Origin of the sequence: Micromonospora sp. NPDC023644 (assembly GCF_040640115.1) — a bacterium.
GTDB lineage: Bacteria > Actinomycetota > Actinomycetes > Mycobacteriales > Micromonosporaceae > Micromonospora.
Genome location: NZ_JBFABA010000001.1, coordinates 342,148 through 358,507, shown reverse-complemented (window position 1 = coordinate 358,507; position 16,360 = coordinate 342,148). Strand labels below are relative to the sequence as shown.

Annotated in this window: 10 protein-coding genes and 1 pseudogene; 5 read left to right on the top strand and 6 right to left on the bottom strand. The window is 74.1% G+C overall.

What is annotated here, in order from left to right; all coding sequences use genetic code 11:
• The first annotated feature begins 91 nt into the window (after positions 1 to 91).
• Positions 92 to 2,056, top strand: coding sequence for a penicillin-binding transpeptidase domain-containing protein (locus AB0G08_RS01630; protein ID WP_358081523.1), 1,965 nt, complete (start codon positions 92 to 94; stop codon positions 2,054 to 2,056).
• 1,446 nt (positions 2,057 to 3,502) lie between these two features.
• Here the strand turns inward: AB0G08_RS01630 and AB0G08_RS01625 are convergent.
• From AB0G08_RS01625 to AB0G08_RS01600, 6 genes and pseudogenes are all read right to left on the bottom strand, one after another.
• Positions 3,503 to 4,411, bottom strand: a pseudogene (locus AB0G08_RS01625) (arginase family protein); the annotation flags it as partial.
• Positions 4,412 to 4,497: 86 nt separating this feature from the next.
• Positions 4,498 to 5,415: a tetratricopeptide repeat protein gene (locus tag AB0G08_RS01620; protein WP_358081520.1), complete on the bottom strand. Its 918-nt coding sequence runs from the start codon at positions 5,413 to 5,415 to the stop codon at positions 4,498 to 4,500.
• Positions 5,416 to 5,629: 214 nt separating this feature from the next.
• A complete protein-coding gene (locus tag AB0G08_RS01615; protein ID WP_358081517.1) occupies positions 5,630 to 7,318 on the bottom strand; it encodes a methylmalonyl-CoA mutase family protein in 1,689 nt (562 codons plus the stop codon).
• 108 nt (positions 7,319 to 7,426) lie between these two features.
• The gene (locus tag AB0G08_RS01610; protein ID WP_357870694.1) at positions 7,427 to 7,840 is read right to left on the bottom strand and encodes an Asp23/Gls24 family envelope stress response protein; all 414 of its coding nucleotides are present in this window, start codon (positions 7,838 to 7,840) and stop codon (positions 7,427 to 7,429) included.
• Between the two features lie 75 nt (positions 7,841 to 7,915).
• Positions 7,916 to 8,920 (bottom strand): methylmalonyl Co-A mutase-associated GTPase MeaB, encoded by a 1,005-nt coding sequence (gene meaB / locus AB0G08_RS01605; protein ID WP_358081515.1) that lies wholly within the window; start codon positions 8,918 to 8,920, stop codon positions 7,916 to 7,918.
• Between the two features lie 33 nt (positions 8,921 to 8,953).
• Positions 8,954 to 10,153, bottom strand: a complete 1,200-nt coding sequence (locus AB0G08_RS01600; protein WP_358081512.1) for an acetyl-CoA C-acetyltransferase — start codon at positions 10,151 to 10,153, stop codon at positions 8,954 to 8,956.
• Between the two features lie 60 nt (positions 10,154 to 10,213).
• Between AB0G08_RS01600 and mce the strand changes: the two genes are divergently transcribed.
• From mce to AB0G08_RS01580, 4 genes are all read left to right on the top strand, one after another.
• A complete protein-coding gene (gene mce / locus AB0G08_RS01595) occupies positions 10,214 to 10,687 on the top strand; it encodes a methylmalonyl-CoA epimerase (protein WP_088998690.1) in 474 nt (157 codons plus the stop codon).
• 287 nt (positions 10,688 to 10,974) lie between these two features.
• Complete coding sequence (gene ccrA, locus AB0G08_RS01590; protein WP_358081509.1) at positions 10,975 to 12,330, top strand: crotonyl-CoA carboxylase/reductase; 1,356 nt, start codon at positions 10,975 to 10,977, stop codon at positions 12,328 to 12,330.
• A 289-nt stretch (positions 12,331 to 12,619) separates the two neighbouring features.
• Complete coding sequence (locus AB0G08_RS01585) at positions 12,620 to 13,882, top strand: cell division protein DivIVA (protein ID WP_358081506.1); 1,263 nt, start codon at positions 12,620 to 12,622, stop codon at positions 13,880 to 13,882.
• Between the two features lie 175 nt (positions 13,883 to 14,057).
• A complete protein-coding gene (locus tag AB0G08_RS01580; protein ID WP_358081503.1) occupies positions 14,058 to 16,259 on the top strand; it encodes a hypothetical protein in 2,202 nt (733 codons plus the stop codon).
• Positions 16,260 to 16,360: the final 101 nt, after the last annotated feature.

Below are 16,360 nucleotides of genomic sequence, written 5' to 3'. Positions count from 1 at the left end.
CTCTTTCCGCACGTCCCGGTGCGGGGGGACGGTGCGAACGGCGCCGCCGTACTAGCGTGCAGGGCAGTTCCGAGATCGGAGACCTGCTCCCATGCGCCTGTCCTACCCCCGCCGCCCCCGCCGCAACCGGCTCCGTCCGCCGCTGGCACTGCTCGCCGCGACAGCCCTCGCGGCCGGCGCCCTCACCGCGTGTTCGGGCGGTGACGGGCCGGAGCGCACCGTCGACGCGTTCCTCGCCGGTTGGCGCTCGGGCGACCTCCAGGCCGTCGGCTTCGTCGACCCGACCGGCGCCAAGGTGGCGGCGGCCGACGTCGCCCGCGAGCTCAAGGAGCTCTCCGGCGAGCTGGCGGCCACGCCGCCCACGCTCACCCGCCGGGGCGAGGCGAAGGTGACCAAGGACGTCGCGACCGCGGTGGTCAAGGTCGACTGGGCCCTGCCGGGCCAGACCCGCTGGGCGTACGAGCGTCCGGTGCGGCTCAGCCGCGGCGGCGACGACGACTGGCGGTTGATCTGGGAGCCGCAGCTGGTGCAGGAGCAGCTCACCCGGGGCGACCGGCTCGGGCTCCGCCGCGACGCCGCCACCCGGGCCGCGGTGCTCGACGGCGCCGGCCAGCCGATCGTCGCGCCCCGGTCGGTGGTGCGGGTCGGGCTCCAACCGAGCGAGGTCACCGACCTCCCGGCCCTGACCCGGAAGCTGGACGCGGCCTTCCGGGCGATCCGGCCGGCGATCACCCCGCCGGTGGACCTCTCCGGCCTGCGCAAGCGGCTCGCCGACGCGGATCCGGGGGCGTTCGTCGAGGTGGTGACCCTGCGGGAGGAGGCGTACCGGCAGATCAAGTCCCGCATCTACGACCTGCCGGGCACGAAGTTCCGCAGCGACAAGCTCGACCTGGCGCCCACCCGGGAGTTCGCCCGGGCGGTACTCGGCTCCGTCGACACGGCCCAGGCCGACGACCTCGCCCGGCACCCCGACCGCTACGAGGCGGGCGACCTCGTCGGCCACGGTGGCCTCCAGGGCCGCCACGACGAGCGGCTGCGCGGCGCGCCGGGGCTGACCGTGATCACCGAGCGCCCCGGCCCGGACGGCACGCTGGTGCCCACCGGCACCGAGGTCTTCCGCAGCGAGCCGCGGCCCGGGCAGCCGCTGAGGACCACGCTCGACGTGGCCACCCAGAACGCGGCCGACACCGCCCTGCGCGGCGAGAAGCGCCGGGCGGCGCTGGTGGCCGTACGGATCAGCGACGGCGCGGTGCTCGCCGCGGCCAACGGTCCGGGCGCGGCCGGGGAGAACCTGGCCTTCACCGCCCAGGTCCCGCCGGGCTCCACCTTCAAGATGGTCAGCGCGCTCGGCCTGCTCGACCGGGGCGCGGTCACGCCGGACGCGACCGTGGCCTGCCCGAAGACGTTCGTCGTGGACGGCCGGCCGTTCAAGAACTCCGACAACTTCGTGCTGGGGCCGGTGCCGTTCCGCACCGACTTCGCCAAGTCCTGCAACACCGCGTTCGCCGCGCTGGCGCCGAAGCTCGGCCCCGACGGGCTGGCCGTGACCGGCCGCTCCCTCGGGCTGGAGGGGCAGTGGGACGTGGGCCTCGACGCCTTCACCGGCAAGGTCTCGGCGAACGGCGGCGCGACCGAGCAGGCCGCCGCCGCCATCGGCCAGGGCACCACGGTGGTCAGCCCGCTGGCCATGGCGTCGGCCACCGCCGCGGTCGCCCGGGGTCGCTTCGAGCAGCCGAAGCTGGTGCTCGACCCGGCCCCGGCCCAGCCCGCCGCGCCCGGCCCGGAACTCAAGCCGGAGTCGGTCGAGGCGGTACGGGCGATGATGCGGGAGGTGGTCACGGCCGGCACCGGCAGCGCGCTGCGCGACGTGCCGGGCGACCCGGTGCACGGCAAGACGGGCACCGCCGAATACGACGACAACCCGGCACACACGCACGCCTGGTTCGTCGGCTGGCAGGGCGACGTCGCGTTCGCGGTCTTCGTCGAGAAGGGCGGAGCCAGCACCACCACCGCCGTCCCGGCCGCCGAACGCTTCCTCCGCGCCCTCTCCCGCTGACCGGACCACCGGAACCCTGGCCGACCGCCCTGGCTCCGCGCCCGGCACCGGCTTCGCCCGACCCGTCGGCGGCGCCGTCCTGGCCGGTCACCCGGCCGCGTCCTCGCTGGCCCCGTCGACGACGGTGAGCGCCCTGACCGCCCGTCCCCGCGCGACGCTGTCGGGTTGCCCCTACGGACGGGGCCCTGCGTGGGACGGGTCGGGGCGCCCGTCCGGCGGCTGCGGGCAGCCGGCCCGGCCCTCGGGGCGCTGGAGAGCCGTGGCTCGCCCTGTCGAACTGCCCGTCTGCGCGCAGCCGGCCCGGCCCCCGGGGGCGCGGGAGAGCCGTGGCTCGCCCTGTCGAGCTGCCCCGTCTGCGCGCCCGCCCCGCCGACCCCGGTCGGGGCGGGACGGCTGGTGGCACGTGCCCGGCTCCGCTCGGGCAGGGTCGGTGGTGCCTGACCGCGTCCGGCGGCAGGGGCCGGCGGTACCTCGGGGCCGTCGGTGGAACCTCATGGGTGTCACCGACCGGTTTTGACACCCATGAGGTTCCACCGGTGGGAGACGGAGACGCTCGGGACCTGGGCACGGCCCCGACGAGCGGTCCCGCGACGCCCGCTGCCTCGGCAGATCGCGGACGGCCTCGTTCGACTTCGACGACCTCGGCCGTCTGTTCCGGTGGTGTCGGGGGCACCCGGGGGTCGGTGGCGGGCAGCGCCCTGGGCGAGGTCTGCCAGGTCGACGGGCGCCTTCGGAGCGAGGGACGCCCGGCGGCGGTCAGGCGATGCCGGCGGCGGACGGCGAGGTGCCGTCCTCGGGAGCGGGCAGCTGATCGTCCGGGTCGAGGCCCGCGAGCGGCGCCCGGCGCAGCAGGCCCGGGCCGGCGGAGGCGGGAGGGCCGACGGGCTCCGGCGCGGCCGGGTCGTCAGAGGCGGCAGCCACCAAAGTGGCCGGCCCGAGTGGCCGCAGCGGGGTTGGCGGAACGCCCTCGGCACGCTCCTCGGCACCGCCCGGATGCCGGTCGCCGCCGCCCCCGAACCCGTCATCGCCGCCCGGGTGCCGGTCGCCGCCGCCCGGAAGCCGGTCATCGCCCGAGAACCGGTCGCCGGCGCCCGGAAGCCGGTCATCGCCCGAGAGCCGGTCATCGCCGCCCGGAAGCCGGTCATCGCCCGAGAACCGGTCATCACCTCCCGGGAGCCGGTCGTCGGCGCCGCCCCGTGGAACGGGGGCGGGAACGAGGGCGGGGGCGGAGGCCGACGCGGGCAGGAACGGAACCTCGGGACGGCCATTGCTCTGCCGCGCCGAGGGGACGGCCGACGCGACGGACGCCGGGGGCGCGGCCGGGGCGGTGGACGCCGACGGGCCGGCCGAGCGGACAGATGCCGAACGGGCGGACGCCGACGGGCCGGCCGAGCGGACGGACGCCGACGGGCCCGGGAGCAGCCGGGGCGGCGTCGCCGTCGGCGCGGAGACCGGGCGCAGCCCGGCCACCACGGTGTTGACGATCTCGGCCGCGTACGCGCCGTCCGGGTCGTAGTCGGGGTCGAAGACGGTCAGCTCGACGCCGAGGCAGTGCGGGGTGTCGACCAGCCCGGCGAGCAGGATCTCCAGCTCGGCGAAGGCGATTCCGCCCGGGTCGGGCGCGTCGACGGCCGGCATCACGGCCGGGTCCAGCACGTCCACGTCGATGTGCACCCAGTAGCCGGCGCAGTCGGCGAGCTGGTCGTGCGCCCACTGCGCCGTACGCGCGGCGCCCTCGGCGCGCAGCGCCGGCACCGGCCGGGTGGTGATCCCGGCGGCCTGGAGGTCCAGGCGGTACTCGTCCTGCGCCCGGATGCCGAGCACCACCACGTCGATGTCCCGGAAGTACGGCCGGCGCCCCTCGATGGCGGCCAGGTCGGCCTGCCCCCGCCCGGTGACCAGCGCGAGGTCCTCACCGGCCGCCGCTCCCACGTAGGAGGCGTTGCCGGGGTGCCGGAAGTCGGAGTGGCCGTCGACGAAGACCAGCCCGATGCGCCCGCCGACCGCCTCGCCGAGCCGGTGCATGGCCAGCGCCGAGCCGAGCAGGATCGAGCAGTCGCCGCCGAGCACCAGCGGGAACTCGCTCCGGTCGATGATGGCGCCGATCCGCTCCGCGAGCGCCACCGAGTAGTCGGCGATCTCCCGCGCGTGGCAGACCCCGTCACCCGGCCGCCAGTCGCCGGGGTCGTAGCGGGGTGCGGTGAGGCAGCCGGCGTCCCGGGCCCGCAGCCGGGCGAGCAGGCCCTGGTCGCGCAGCGCGCCGGGGGCCTTGCCGCAGCCGGGAACCGAGGTGGACGTGGGTGGGCGCAGGCCGAGGTTGCTGGGCGCGTCGAGGACGGCGATCCGGCGCATCAGGGCTCCCGTCCTCGAGGTGTCGGGCGGGCCGGCCGGAACGCCGGCCCGCGCTGGCGTGCTACGTGCTCACAAACAGGGCGTGGTGCTCAGAACAGGGCGCTGGCGAGGGCCCGGCGCGCCGAGGCGACCGCGGGGTCCTCCGGTCCGGCGACCGTGAAGAGGCTGACCAGGTGCTGGCGTACCTTCTCCCGCTCCTCACCGGCGGTGCGGCGGACCAGGCCCACCAGGCGGGCGTACGCCGCCTCGGCCTGACCGCTGAGCACCTCGATGTCGGCGGCCAGGAGCTGGGCCTCGACGTCGTCGGGGTTGGCCTGGGCGGCGGCGATCGCCGCGCCCGGGTCGGCCCCGGCCACCCGGCGGGCGAGCCCGACCTGGGCGAGGCCCGCCTCCGCCGCGGCGTCCGCGGGCGACTCGGCGAGGATCTTGCGGTACGCCCGCTCGGCCGCGTCGAGGTCGCCGCTCATCAGGGCGTCGTCGGCCTCGTCGAGGCGCGGGTCCTCCGGCTCGGCGACGCTCACGCCACCGGCCTTGAGCACCGCCTGGATCCACTGCCGCAGCTGCGCCTCGGGCACCACGCCGGAGAAGGCGTCGATCGGCTGGCCGCCGACCACCGCGTAGACCATCGGGATGCCCTGCACCCGGAACATCTGGGCGATCCGCGGGTTGGCGTCCACATCGACCTTGGCGAGCACCCAGGCGCCGTCGCCCTCCGCGGCCAGCCGCTCCAGCACAGGGCTCAGCTGCTTGCACGGCTCGCACCACTCGGCCCAGAAGTCCACGATCACCGGTGTGGTGAGCGAGCGTTCGAGAACCTCGGACTGGAATGTCGCCTCGCTCACGTCGATGACGGCGACGCCGCCACCGGCGGCGCCGGGGAAATCGGCGGAGGGGGCGGACTGGGCCGGGGTGGCGGGGCGGGCAGGGGCCGGTGCGGGGGTGCGCAGCGCGCTGAGGTCGACCGCGCCGCGGGTGAAGATCGACGAGGTGATCCGTGGGTCGCTCATGGTTACCTAGTCTCGCACGCGACCCGCCGAACTCAGATCAACCGCGACGGCGACAGTTGCGACTGTCACGGCTGCTCCGGCCCTTGCCCACCCGCTCCCCCGCCCTCCCGCCCGGCACCGCGCGATCCTGCGCCCGCGGCTCCCGTCACGTGGCGTTCGCCGGGGCCCGAGGGTGCAGGATCGCGGGGTGCGGGAGGGAGGTGGGGAACGAGGGTCAGAAGCGGGCGGGCTCGCGGTAGACGCCCCACTCGGCGCGCAGGGCGTCGCAGATCTCGCCGAGGGTGGCCTCCGCGCGTACGGCATCCAGCATGGCCGGGATCATGTTGCCGTCGGTCCGGCCGACGGCGACCATCCGCTCGATCGCGGCCTTGACGGCGGCCTCGTCGCGGCCGGCCTTCCGCTCGGCCAGCACCCGCCGCTGCTCCAGCTCCACCTCGTGCGAGATGCGCAGGATCTCCAGGTCCTTCGCGACCGTGCCGGTGTGGCAGTTGACCCCGACGATCCGCTTGTCGCCCTTCTCCAGCGCCTGCTGGTAGACGAAGGCGGACTCGGCGATGTGGCCGGTGAACCAGCCGTCCTCGATGCCACGCAGGATGCCGGAGGTCATCGGGCCGATCCGGTGCGGGCCCTCGCCACCGAGCTGCCGGATCCGGGCGAAGATCTCCTCCGCCTCGGCCTCGATCTTGTCGGTGAGCGCCTCGACGTACCAGGACCCACCCAGCGGGTCCGCCACGTTGGTCACCCCGGTCTCCTCCATCAGCACCTGCTGGGTACGCAGGGCGATCTCGGCGGACTCGTCGGTGGGCAGCGCCAGGGTCTCGTCCAGCGCGTTGGTGTGCAGCGAGTTGGTGCCGCCGAGCACCGCCGCGAGCGCCTCCACGGCGGTGCGCACCACGTTGTTGACCGGCTGCTGGGCGGTCAGCGACACCCCGGCGGTCTGCGTGTGGAACCGCAGCCAGAGCGCCTTCTCGCTGGTCGCGCCGTAGACGTCGCGCAGCCAGCGGGCCCAGATCCGGCGGGCGGCCCGGAACTTGGCGATCTCCTCGAAGAAGTCGACGTGCGAGTCGAAGAAGAAGCTCAGGCCGGGCGCGAAGACGTTGACGTCCAGCCCCCGGGAGAGCCCCAGCTCGACGTAGCCGAAGCCGTCGGCGAGGGTGTACGCCAGCTCCTGCGCGGCGGTCGAGCCGGCCTCGCGGATGTGGTAGCCGGAGACCGAGAGCGGCTTGTAGCGCGGGATCTCCCGGGCGCAGTACTCCATCAGGTCGCCGATCAGGCGCAGGTGCGGCTCCGGGTCGAAGAGCCACTCCTTCTGCGCGATGTACTCCTTGAAAATGTCCGTCTGCAAGGTGCCGTCCAGCTTGGACGGGTCGGCGCCCTGCCGCTCGGCGGCCACCAGGTACATGCAGAACACCGGCACGGCCGGCCCGGAGATGGTCATCGACGTGGTGACCCCGGCCAGGTCGATGCCGTCGAAGAGCGCCTCCATGTCGGCGGCGGTGTCGATGGCGACGCCGCAGTGGCCCACCTCGCCGAGCGCCTGCGGGTCGTCGGAGTCCCGGCCCATCAGCGTGGGCATGTCGAACGCGACGGAGAGGCCCCCGCCGCCGGCGCCCAGGATCATCTTGTAGCGCTCGTTGGTCTGCTGGGCGTTGCCGAAGCCGGCGAACTGCCGGATCGTCCAGGTCCGCCCGCGGTAGCCGGTCGGGTAGAGGCCCCGGGTGTACGGGTACTCGCCCGGCCAGCCGATGCGCTCGAAGCCCGGGTAGGCGACTCCCTCCGGCGGCCCGTAGACCGGGTCGACGGGCATCCCGGAGAGCGTGGTGAAGTCGGTGTCCCGCTTGCGCGCGGCGTCGTAGCGGGCCTGCCAGCGTGCCCGTCCGGCAGCGATCTCGTCGGCGTTCATCCGCAGGGCTCCTCCTCGAGTCCTCGACTGCACTGCGAGTGTAGAGCCCAGACCTGAACGATCGCTAAGTAAGTTCGTACCGGCAGGTAACCTGGGCGGCCGGGCGCCTCAGGCGACGGGGGCGGCGGGACCGCCCAGGGCCACGTCGTCGACCCTGATGTTGACCTCGTCGACCCGCAGCCCGTACGCCTCGACCGCCCCGGCGACCTGCGCCCGGACCTCGGCGGTCACCTGCGGCACCGCGTGACCGGCCTCGATCACGATGACCAGGTTCACCACCGCCGCGCCGTTCGTGACGTGCGCCGAGCAGCCGCGCCGGGCGTCGCCGACCTGGTCGAGCCCGACCTTGTCGAGCACCGCGTTGAAGAACCGGGCCACGTCCCCGCCCAGCTCCACCACCCCGGGCACCGACCGCGCGGCGGCGACCGCGATCTTCTCCACCACCTCGTCGGAGACGAGCGTCGTCCCGCCCGCCGCCGCGCCCGGCGTCACCGACAGCTCCTGCGTCGCCTCGTCGCCCATCGACTCCCCCACTCCGCCGCGCACCGCCCCACGCCGACCGTGCGGCGGTGCGAGCGTACTAGTTCGCAGGAGCCCTCAGGAGCCGAGTTGGGCGAGTAGCTCGTCGGCCGCCGCGTACGGGTCGAGGGCGCCCTCGGCCACCTTCGCGGCGAGCGCCGGCAGCTCCGTACCGTCGCGCAGGGAACCGATCCGGGCGCGGAGCACGCCCAGCGCGATCGCCTCGATCTCGGCGGCGGCCCGCGCCTCCTGGCGGCGGCGCAGCTCGTCGTGCTTGACCAGCCAGCCACGGTGCTTGTCGATGGCGGCGGCGATGTCGTCGATCCCCTCACCCCGCGCGGCGATCGCGCGCACCACCTGCGGCCGCCACTCGCCCGGCCCGCGCTCGCCCAGGGCGATCATGCCCTGGATGTCGCGCACCGTGGCGTCGGCGCCGTCCCGGTCGGCCTTGTTGACCACGAAGACGTCGGCGATCTCCAGGATGCCGGCCTTGACCGCCTGGATCGCGTCACCCATGCCCGGGGCGAGCAGCACCAGCGTGGTGTCGGCCAGCGAGGCGACCTCCACCTCGGCCTGCCCGACGCCCACCGTCTCCACCAGCACCACGTCGCAGCCGGCGCCCTCCAGCACCCGCACCGCCTGCGGCGTGGCCGCCGACAGCCCGCCGAGGTGGCCCCGGCTGGACATCGACCGGATGTAGACGCCCGGATCGGTGGCGTGGTCCTGCATCCGGACCCGGTCGCCGAGGATGGCCCCACCCGTGAACGGGCTGGACGGGTCGATGGCCAGCACGCCCACCCGGTGACCGCGGGCGCGCAGCGCCCGGACCAGCTCGTTGGTGGTGGTCGACTTGCCCACCCCGGGCGAGCCGGTCAGCCCGACCACCTGGGCCTGACCGGCGTACGGCGCGAGCGCCGCCGCGATCCGCGGCAGCGTCGCGTCGCCCGACTCGACCAGGGTGATCAGCCGGGCCACCGCGCGCGGATCGCCCGCGCGGGCCCGCTCGACCAGCATCGGCACGTCCCGGCTGCGGCGCACCGGGGGTGCGCCCGCCGCCGGGACGTCGTCGACGATCTCGCTCACTGTGCTGCCTCTACGGGATCGGCCGGACCGCGGTCAGTGACCGCTCTCGCCGGGGGCCGGGACGTGGATGATCAGGGCGTCGCCCTGGCCGCCGCCGCCGCAGAGCGCCGCCGCGCCCGTGCCGCCGCCCCGGCGCTTGAGCTCCAGCGCGAGGGTGAGCACCAGCCGGGCGCCGGACATGCCGATCGGGTGGCCCAGCGCGATCGCCCCGCCGTTGACGTTGACCTTGTCCGGGCTGATCCCGAGGTCACGGGTGGACTGGATGCCGACCTGGGCGAACGCCTCGTTGATCTCGATGAGGTCCAGGTCCTCGATGCCCAGCCCGCCCTTCTTGAGCGCGTGCTGGATCGCGTTGGACGGCTGCGAGTGCAGGGAGTTGTCGGGGCCCGCGACGTTGCCGTGCGCGCCGATCTCGGCCAGCCAGGTCAGCCCCAGCTCCTTGGCCTTGGCCTTGCTCATGACGACCACCGCGGCGGCGCCGTCGGAGATCGGCGAGGAGCTGCCGGCGGTGATCGTGCCGTCCTTGGCGAACGCAGGGCGCAGCTTCGCCAGCGACTCGACCGTGGTGTCCGGGCGGATGCCCTCGTCCTCGCTGATCACCAGGGGGTCGCCCTTGCGCTGCGGGATGACCACCGGGGTGATCTCGTCGGCGAAGTGACCGTTCTTCTGCGCGGCGGCGGCCCGCTGGTGGCTGGCCGCGGCGAACGCGTCCTGCTCCTCGCGGGTGATGCCGTGCCGGGCGTTGTGCCGCTCGGTGGACTCCCCCATCGCGCAGCTGTCCCAGGCGTCGGTGAGCCCGTCGAGCGCCATGTGGTCCTTGACCACCACGTCGCCGTACTTGTAGCCGCCGCGCTGGCCGAGCAGCAGGTGCGGGGCGTTGGTCATGGACTCCATGCCACCCGCGACGACGATGTCGAACTCGCCGGCGCGGATCAGCTGGTCGGCCAGGGCGATCGCGTCCAGGCCGGAGAGGCAGACCTTGTTGACGGTCAGCGCCGGCACGGACATCGGGATGCCGGCCTCGACCGCCGCCTGGCGGGCCGGGATCTGCCCGGCGCCGGCCTGGAGCACCTGCCCCATGACCACGTACTGGACCTGCTCGGGGGCCACGCCGGCCCGCTCGAGCGCCGCCTTGATCGCGACGCCGCCGAGCTTGGTCGCGGGGAGGTCCTTGAGGTTGCCCAGCAGGCGCCCCATCGGGGTCCGCGCGCCGCTGACGATCACCGAAGCCATGCCTGCCTCCGAGGGGTGCCGACCTGTACGCCTTAACGATTGTTCGGTCAGACTAGCGCCATGGCTGAGAACTCCCCCGTCGAGACCGCTGCCGACTATGTCACAGACATCGGCCTGCGCCGCATCGACCACGTCGGGGTCGCTGTCGCCGACCTGGACGCCGCGATCGACTTCTACCAGCGCACCTTCGGGATGCGCTGCGTGCACACCGAGGTGAACGCCGAGCAGGGCGTCCGCGAGGCGATGCTGGCCGTCGGCCCGGACGCCGAGGGCGGCTGCGTGCAACTGCTCGCCCCGCTGAGCCCGGAATCGACCATCGCCAAGTTCCTCGACAAGAAGGGCCCGGGCGTGCAGCAGGTGGCGTACACCGTGGCGGACATCGACGTCGCCTGCGCGAAGCTGCGCGAGCGGGGCGTCAAGCTGCTCTACGACACGCCGAAGCGCGGCACCGCCAACTCGCGCGTCAACTTCGTCCACCCGAAGGACGCCGGCGGGGTGCTGGTCGAACTCGTCGAGCCCGCCGCCGGGCACTGACCCCCGCCGCCGGCCCCCGCCACCTGCGCGGGGGCCGGCGGGCACTCCGCCCGCCGAGCGCGCCGCTGCGTGGTTCGACGCCCGCCCGGACACCTCCACTCATCGGCCAATGCAGTTTTTCACAGAGGACTTCCGGCCCTAGCTACTGTTCAGTAACGTCCCGCCCCACAGGAGCGCGGCCGGTCCCGGATGTGTCGGATGCCGACATGGCGGGCGGGGCGCACCGACGCCGACGATGGCAGCACCCGGGCCCGCGTGGGCGGGGTGCGGACGAACGGGAGGTCGACGTGCAGGACATCCTCGAAGCGATCATGGCGGCGGAGGGATCCGACCAACCGGAGCGGGAACTCGCCGGGATCGCCGGCCTGCCGGTGCCCGAGACGTACCGCGGCGTGGTGGTGCGCGCCGACGAGACCCGGATGTTCGACGGCCTGGCCACCCGGGACAAGGACCCGCGCAAGGCGCTGCACGTGCAGGAGGTGCCGACGCCGGAGCTGGGGCCGGGCGAGGCGCTGGTCGCGGTGATGGCCAGCGCGATCAACTACAACACGGTCTGGACCAGCATCTTCGAGCCGCTGCCGACCTTCAAGTTCCTCCAGCGCTACGGCCGGCTCTCCGAGCTGACCCGCCGGCACGACCTGCCGTACCACGTGGTGGGCTCCGACGCCGCCGGCGTGGTGCTGCGCACCGGGCCCGGGGTGACGAAGTGGAAGGCCGGCGACGAGGTCGTCGCGCACTGCCTCTCCGTGGAGTTGGAGGACGCGGCCGGGCACGACGACACCATGCTCGATCCGCAGCAGCGGATCTGGGGCTTCGAGACCAACTTCGGCGGCCTGGCCGAGCTGTGCGTGGTCAAGGCCAACCAGCTGATGCCCAAGCCGCGCCACCTGAGCTGGGAGGAGGCGGCCAGCCCCGGGCTGGTCAACTCGACGGCGTACCGGCAGCTGGTGTCGCACCACGGGGCGAACATGAAGCAGGGCGACGTGGTGCTGATCTGGGGCGCCTCCGGCGGCCTGGGCGGCTACGCCACCCAGATGGCGCTCAACGGCGGCGCGATCCCGGTCTGCGTGGTCTCCTCGCCCGAGAAGGCGGAGCTGTGCCGGAAGATGGGCGCCGAGCTGGTGATCGACCGCACCGCCGAGGGCTTCCGCTTCTGGAAGGACGAGCAGACCCAGGACCAGGACGAGTGGCGCCGCTTCGGCGAGCGCATCCGCGAGCTGACCGGCGGCGAGGACCCGGACATCGTCTTCGAGCACCCCGGCCGGGAGACCTTCGGCGCCAGCGTCTACGTGGCCAAGAAGGGCGGCACCATCGTCACCTGCGCCTCCACCAGCGGCTTCCTGCACCAGTACGACAACCGCTACCTCTGGATGCACCTCAAGCGGATCATCGGCAGCCACTTCGCGAACTACCGGGAGGCGTGGGAGGCCAACCGGCTGGTGGCGTTGGGCAAGGTCCACCCCACCGTGTCGAGGACCTACGCGCTGGAGCAGACCGGCCAGGCCGCGTACGAGGTGCACCGCAACGCCCACCAGGGCAAGGTCGGCGTCCGCTGCCTCGCCCCGACGGACGGCCTCGGCGTACGCGACCGCGAGCTGCGCTCCCGGCACGAGGACGCGATCAACCGGTTCCGCGGCCACTGACCCGGCGGATGAGGCGCCGTCGACCATTGCGGTGAACGGCGATTGCCTTTCCGCCGGGGGCGCCGGACGCTCATTCGAGTGACCCGGATCATGACGCGACAAAGGGCCGCGGGGTGCTCCCGCGGCCCTTTTCCGATGTCACGCTCCGTGCCGTCCGACCCGCCCGGGACCTGCCAAGATCGGCGATCTGTCCGGCCATCGGCGGACCCGTAGTTGACCATGTAAAGAGGACACGAAAGCTCGCCACCGCTCTTGCGAAGCACCCTGGGGGGTCTGCGAGTATGTCCCAATGCCCCAGCAGTCCTCCCCTCTTGCGTTCTTCGATAACGCGAACTCGCAGCCCGATTTCACCGTTGGCCTGCGCGGCTACAACACCCACCAGGTCGATGACTTCATCGGCCGGATGACGGCCGCGCTGACCCAGTCCGAGCAGGCCCGGGCCGAGGCCGAGCAGCGGATGAACGACGCCCAGCGCCGGCTCCGCCAGGCCGAGCAGCGCATGAGCGCGCTGGAGCAGAAGCTCGCCGACACCAACAAGCAGCTCGAGGAGAACAGCCGGCCCACCCTCTCCGGCCTCGGCACCCGCGTCGAGCAGATCCTCCGGCTGGCCGAGGAGCAGGCCAACGACCACCGCAACGAGGCCAAGCGGGAATCGGAGGGCATCCTCTCCGCCGCCCGCCTCGAGGCGCGCGAGATCACTGACAAGGCGCGCGCCGAGGCGGCGGCCATGAAGGCCAACGCCGAGCGGGAGGCGGGCAGCGTCCGCACCGCCGCCGAGCGCGAGGCCGCCGAGGTCCGCGTCCAGGCCCGGCGTGAGGCCGACACGCTGCGCGCCGACGCCGACCGCGAGACCAAGCAGCTGCGCACGGTCACCGCCCACGAGGTCGCCGAGCTGAAGTCCACCGTCGAGCGTGAGGTCGCCACCCTGCGGGCCACCGCCGAGCGGGAGATCACCCAGCAGCGGGCGAAGGCCGCCCGCGAGGCCGAGGAGAAGCGCGCCGAGGCGACCAAGCTGCTCACCGACGCCCGCGACAAGCGCGACAAGGACCTCCAGGCCCTGGAGCTCCAGCTCGCCGAGCGCCGGGAGAAGGCCGAGCGCGAGGAGTCCGAGCGGCACGCCGCGCAGGTCGCCCAGACCCAGAAGCTGGTCGGCGAGGCCGAGCAGCGGGCCCACGCCGCGCAGGAGCGGGCCAAGGAGATCGAGCAGCGCGCCGAGGCCCGCCGGGTCGAGTCGGAGCGCACCGCCAACGAGACCGTCGACAAGGCCAAGGCGCTGGCGGACAAGACGCTCACCGAGGCGAAGGCCGAGGCCAACCGCCTGCTCACCGAGGCGCGCACCGAGGCCGAGCTGACCACCCAGGCGGCCCGCCGCGAGGTCGAGGACCTCACCCGGCAGAAGGACGCCGTCACCTCGCAGCTCGGCCAGATGCTCTCCGGCCTCGCCGGCATCGTGCCGGGCGTGCCCGCCGCACCCCCGGCCGCGCAGGCCAAGCCGGAGCCGAAGAAGGCCGACGACGCAGACGAGCGGGTGACCGCGGAGACGTCCAACTGACCCACCCGATCGGGGCATGATCCGCGGCGCGGGGTGACACCGGGTGACCGGTGCGCCCCGCGCCGTATGCGTTTGCCCGCCTCGCGAATTGCCCGGGCGTGTCGGCAGTGAAGTAGGTCCTATCCGGGGCGTCCGTATCGCCCCAGCCGGACTGGTCGCGTGTGAGGATGGGGGCATGTCGCACGGCGAGGAACTGTTCGCTCTCGGCGGGGACGTGACCACGGAGCCCAGCTTCGAGTCCGCTCTGCGGGGGTACGAGAAACGACAGGTCGACCGGTACGTCGCTCGCGCGGAGCACGAGATCGCGGCCCTGGCGGCCGAGCGGGAACAGGCCTACACACAGATCCACAAGTTGGCCGGCCAGGTCGAGGTGCTCCAGCGGGACCTCGCCCAGGCGCGCAAGTCGTCCGGGGCGCTCGAGAACGTCTCCTACCGGCACCTCGGCCCACGGGTGGAGCAGATCCTCACGCTCGCCGAGGAGCAGGCCGACGCGATCCTGGCTTCCGCCAACGAGGAGATCGAGGCGCGTCGCGCCGCCGCCGAGCACATCGTCGAGGAGGCCCGCGAGCAGGCCGCCACCGCCCTCAAGGACTTCGAGATCGCGCTGGCCGCCCGCCGGACGGAGGAGGAGCGGCACACCGCGGCCCGGATGGCCGAGGCGGACGCCGCCGTCAGGACGGCCAAGGAAGAGGCCGCCCGGCTGCGCAAGGCCGCCCAGGAGGCGCTGGCGAAGGCCCAGCAGGAGGCCACCCAGCTGCGGGACGCGGCCAAGGAGATCCACCACCGGGCCCAGCAGGAGGCGACCAAGCTGCGCGAGGCCGCCAAGGAGGTGCACGCCAAGGCCCAGCAGGAGGCCACCCAGCTGCGCGAGGCCGCCAAGGAGGTGCACGCCAAGGCGCAGCAGGAGTCCAAGCGCCTGGTCGACCAGGCCACCGAGGCGGGCCGGGCCACCCACGCCAAGGCGCAGCGGGACGCCAAGCAGATCATCGACGACGCCGCCGACGCCGGCCGGGCCACCCGGGAGAAGGCCCGCCAGGAGGCGGAGCGGCTCACCACCCAGGCGGCCGAGACGGCCAAGCGCAACCGCGCCGAGACCGAGGCGTACGTGCAACGGATGCGCACCGAGACCGAGGCGTACGTGCAGCACGCCCGGGCCCAGACGCAGCAGGAGCTGGGCGCCTGGCGGGCCGGGGTGGAGCAGGAGGTCAACAGCCGGCGCGAGGCCGCGGACCGCGAGCTGACCGAGCGCCGCGCGGCGGCCGAGCAGGAGTTCACCAAGCGCCGCGACGAGCTGGAGAAGCAGTACAAGACCCGCCTCGCCGAGCTGGAGAAGCAGCACACGAGCCGGCACGACGAGCTGGAGTCCGGGTTCGCGGCGCGCAGCGCCGCGCTGGAGGCGGAGTACACCGCCCGGAAGAACGAGATCGAGCAGAGTGCCGCCGCCGTCCGCCAGGCCGCCGAGCAGGACGCGCTGACGATGCGCCGGCAGGCCGAGGAGGAGGCCGCGGCGCTGCTCAGCCGGGCCGAGACCGAGGCGGCCGACAAGCGCCGCAAGGCCGACGAGCACGTGTCGACGTCGCGCCGGCAGTTCGAGGAGTACGCGGCCACGACGCAGCAGCACCTGGCCACCACCCAGCAGCACCTCGCCGCCACGCAGCAGGAGGCCGCCGCCGGCCGTCAGCAGCTCGCCCAGGTGATGCTGGAGATCGCCCAGGCCCAGCAGCAGCTGGCCGACCTGCGGCAGGAGACCTGGAAGTCCCGGCAGGAGTCCGACGAGCTCCAGCGACAGGTGGCGGAGCTGCGGTTGGGCCTGCCCACCGCAACCGACCGGCCGGGCGGGACGGACGGCGCCGCCGCGGCGGTGGCGGGCGGCAAGCCGACGCCGGCCACGGCGAACGGCGGCAGGCCCCGCCCCGACGCGGACGAGGCCCCGGCGGGCGCGGGCACGACGGGCACGGGCGCGGCGGAGAAGTCGGGTGCGGACAAGACCCCGGCCGGTGCGGGCACCCCGGACAAGACCCCGGCGGGTACGGGCGCGGCGACGGGCTCCGCGGCGGCCGCGGCACCGTCCGGCGGAAAGCCCGCCGCCGGCAAGGTGGAGCCGGAGGACGCCGGGCAACCGGCCAAGGGCCGGATCGAGCCGGCCGACGCCGGGCAGCCGGCCAACGGCAAGGCCACCGTGACCACCGTCGACGGGGGCACGGCCAGCGCCGGCGTGGACGGGGAGCCGACCGTGGCGGCGGTGCCCGGCGAGGGAGGCCGGGGCGCCACCCCGACGAAGATCACCAGCACCGGCGAGAACGGCAAGCGCCCGGCGAAGCCGACCACCGACGAGCGCAGCGCCAAGCCGAGCAAGGTCGTCGTCGAGAAGGACTGACCCCGGACCGCTCCACCGCCCGACGATCCGGGTCCTTGGGCGGGTCCTGGAGGAATCGGCCCCCTCCAGGGGGGCGTCCCGTACCAGGATCCCAGGACCTC

Excerpts from the sequence above, each read along its gene's own strand:
- AB0G08_RS01630 (WP_358081523.1), top strand. The coding sequence starts at position 92 with ATGCGCCTGTCCTACCCCCGCCGCCCCCGCCGCAACCGGCTCCGTCCG.
- AB0G08_RS01620 (WP_358081520.1), bottom strand. The coding sequence starts at position 5,415 with ATGAGCGACCCACGGATCACCTCGTCGATCTTCACCCGCGGCGCGGTC.
- AB0G08_RS01615 (WP_358081517.1), bottom strand. The coding sequence starts at position 7,318 with ATGAACGCCGACGAGATCGCTGCCGGACGGGCACGCTGGCAGGCCCGC.
- AB0G08_RS01610 (WP_357870694.1), bottom strand. The coding sequence starts at position 7,840 with ATGGGCGACGAGGCGACGCAGGAGCTGTCGGTGACGCCGGGCGCGGCG.
- AB0G08_RS01600 (WP_358081512.1), bottom strand. The coding sequence starts at position 10,153 with ATGGCTTCGGTGATCGTCAGCGGCGCGCGGACCCCGATGGGGCGCCTG.
- mce (WP_088998690.1), top strand. The coding sequence starts at position 10,214 with ATGGCTGAGAACTCCCCCGTCGAGACCGCTGCCGACTATGTCACAGAC.
- AB0G08_RS01585 (WP_358081506.1), top strand. The coding sequence starts at position 12,620 with ATGCCCCAGCAGTCCTCCCCTCTTGCGTTCTTCGATAACGCGAACTCG.
- AB0G08_RS01580 (WP_358081503.1), top strand. The coding sequence starts at position 14,058 with ATGTCGCACGGCGAGGAACTGTTCGCTCTCGGCGGGGACGTGACCACG.